The sequence below is a fragment of the Trichloromonas sp. genome (assembly GCF_034006665.1).
GTDB lineage: Bacteria > Desulfobacterota > Desulfuromonadia > Desulfuromonadales > Trichloromonadaceae > Trichloromonas.
In genome coordinates, this window is the sequence record NZ_JAVESI010000093.1 from 1 (window position 1) to 2,936 (window position 2,936).

Here is a 2,936-nt window from a genome sequence, read left to right on the forward strand (position 1 = left end):
TGGTGTAGTTGAAATCGGCAAACAGGCGGTCAAGAAGTTCTTTTTCGATGGCCATTTGGGCTCCTCAGAGGGTGGGGGGCTGGTGTACCCCGGAACGACCATTTACACAAACTAAATTACACCCTCAAAGGAAAGTGCCATCGTCTGGTTCCTCTCGCCGACGACCCCTTTCCGGTCTCTCTGGAACAGGCCCGGCAGACGGACTACCCCGCGCTCTTCAAGGCCTTCTGCGAACGTCTTGAGTGCTTGCCGCTGGACATGGGGGTTGACCATTACACGGCTGCGTTGGCCTCGCTGCTCGAAGAGTTCACTTGGTGCATTCCCTCCTCGACATACAAATCGTTGTCGGATGTTTCACTCTATGACCATGCGGCGACCACCGCCGCCATTGCGCAGGCACTGGCCGTGTATCATGCCGACCAGGGCGGGCTTGCCGGGCAGGGGAGCGAAACGGATGTCAAGTTTCTCCTTCTCGGTGGTGATTTGTCGGGAATCCAGAAGTACATCTTCGGGCTCGACAAGTCTCACGGGAGCGGCGTGGCCAAACTTTTCAGAGCCCGCTCCTTTTTTCTGCAGATGCTCACGCGATCCGTGGTGCTCGATTTGCTGGGGGTCCGGCCCGGAGCGCACGTCGCGAATGCGTCCGAGCTCTTCTTTGAGCAGATGTTCCTCCTCGACCAGGCGGGTGCCGTCGGTCGAAACGCAGGCGAACCAGCATCTGTTCGCGCAAGGCGCCAACAAAGAGATCTCCCCGCCAGCGCGGAAAGCGCTCGCCGTCATAAAAGGCTAGGCCCGACGGCGCGATGGAGGTGGGTACCCAGGTGTGCAGCGGCTGGATCATGCCCTGTCGGTGCGTCCCCTCGCCGATGCGGGTGCCCAGGCCATAATTGACCCCGTAGGTAATGACCGGCCAGCCATAGTTGTTGCCGGCCCGGACGATGTTGATCTCATCCCCGCCTTGCGGGCCGTGTTCATGGGTCCACAACTTGCCCGTTTGCGGATGCAAGGCCGCCCCCTGCATATTGCGATGGCCGATGGAATAGATCTCCGGCCGCCACCCGGAACGCCCCGCGAAGGGATTGTCGCCGGGCACCCGGCCGTCATCGTGCAGGCGGATCACCGAACCGGCGTGGTCGTCCCCCCGTTGAGCCCGCGCCATCTGCCCCCGATCGCCGAGGGTGATATAGAGATAGCCGGCGCGGTCAAAAACCAGGCGCGAGCCGAAATGAACGCCGGTGCCCGATTTCGGTTGCTGGCGGAAAATGGTTTCCACCCCTTCAAGCCGATGACCGCTCAGACGGCCTCGGGCGACCTCGGTACCAATCCCTCCCTCGCCGGCGGCGACATAAGAAAAATAGATCATCTTGTTTTTTGCGAAGTCAGGATGCAGGGCCACGTCCAAAAGCCCTCCCTGGCCCTTGTCGACGATGGCCGGCAGACCCTGGACGGATTCAGGATCGAGGCGGCCCTGACGGATGAGACGCAGGCGCCCCGGCCGCTCGGTGACGAGCATGTCGCCGTCCGGAAGAAAAGCCAGCCCCCAGGGATGCTCCAACCCCTCCGCCACCGTCACCACTCGAAAACGGTGGTGCTCGCCGGCAACGGTTTCGGCGGCCGCCGGCCAGAACGATGCCAGGAAGAAGACCAGGCCAAAGGTCAAGCCCGCCTGAAACTTTAGAATCGCCATTCCGGCCCCCTTTTTTGAGTCTGTTTGCCCCCTCTGGATGCCAATCAAATATAGCAGAAAGGCTCCGGGCCGCAGGGTTCGGCGGGTTTGTCGTTGCCGCGTAAAAGATTTGACAGCGGGGTGGGGGCGAGGGTAGTTTGTCGCATTAGTTTTTTATTTTGTTGCGATTTTTAGGAGGATGGCCGATGGGTTCGGATAGCGGGTCAGCGCGGTTGTTGAAGTCGTTTTTAGCGGTGAGTTGCCGGTGAAAGCGGCTTTTTTGTTTTTTGCCGGATGGCCTGAGTGAATGGCGAAATTTTCACCTTGCCGTCGCCATGATCGAAGGCAACGGTCTTGTTTTTGCCGTCAGTGCGGCGCGGGCATGAAGTTTCAGCTTGAGGTCAGGGTTAGGTTGAAATGAAAAGGTGTTTTCCATGATTAGTCACCAATATGAGTAAACGTGGAAAATACCGAAAATGATAAAAATGGACTTTGATTTCCATTTTTAAAAGTTAATATGCCGAAACGCTGGAAATTGTCCGGCCTATAGAGAAAAATAAGTGGAAATTTTTCCACATATCACCAATGTTATGCAAACGTAATTCGGGGAGAACATGGAGACAAGTGAAGTACTTATAGGTGTTGTTATTGGGGTAATAGGGTCGTATATAGCAACAATTCTATACAACAAGAATTCCGAGAGAAAAAAGAAGAAAATTGAACAAAAGATAGCGGAGCTTGACTATGAAGAAAGCTTCTTGGAAAAAATCAGTAAAGGTAATGTCGAGCTTATTCGCTCTTGCTTTAGAACATTGTTTATTTCTATAGGTATCACATGCTTTTCAGTTGGTATTATATTGGTTTCAATTGCTATGAAGCTCCCTCAAATCATCCAATATAATGCAATGATGATAGGCTCTGCGGCAATTATGGCAGCAGGCGCTATAGCGTTCTCTCAAGCAAAATCACTAATTAAGCTTGATGCCATCGCAAAAAGAGAAGGTCTGATAACTAGCTTAAATCATTAGATTATTTGCAATTTTTTCTTGCGCCGGGACGCGACCTATGGTATATTCCTCAACTATTCCAATGCTTTGCGAGGGGCTACCATGATTCACGTCAAAGACCACAAACAGGTCGACATGTTCCATCCCTTTGAGCATCTCGGCCCGAAACGGCTCGCCCTCCTGGAATCCTCTTGGGCGCATCTGTTCCGGGAGGAGATCCTTCACAGGCTGCCGGTGGAGAAGCTGTTCCCCCACTTCGATGA

General features: G+C 54.3%; 3 protein-coding genes. 1 reads left to right on the forward strand and 2 read right to left on the reverse strand.

Annotated features, from left to right (window positions below; genetic code table 11):
- Positions 1-354: 354 nt before the first annotated feature.
- On the reverse strand, positions 355-528 hold the full coding sequence (locus RBR25_RS17585; RefSeq protein WP_432820844.1) for a hypothetical protein: 174 nt from the start codon (positions 526-528) through the stop codon (positions 355-357).
- Positions 529-580: 52 nt separating this feature from the next.
- Complete coding sequence (locus tag RBR25_RS17590) at positions 581-1,687, reverse strand: PQQ-dependent sugar dehydrogenase (RefSeq protein WP_432820845.1); 1,107 nt, start codon at positions 1,685-1,687, stop codon at positions 581-583.
- Positions 1,688-2,280: 593 nt separating this feature from the next.
- Here RBR25_RS17590 and RBR25_RS17595 point away from each other — a divergent pair.
- Positions 2,281-2,694, forward strand: coding sequence for a hypothetical protein (locus RBR25_RS17595; RefSeq protein ID WP_432820846.1), 414 nt, complete (start codon positions 2,281-2,283; stop codon positions 2,692-2,694).
- The last annotated feature ends 242 nt before the right edge of the window (positions 2,695-2,936 follow it).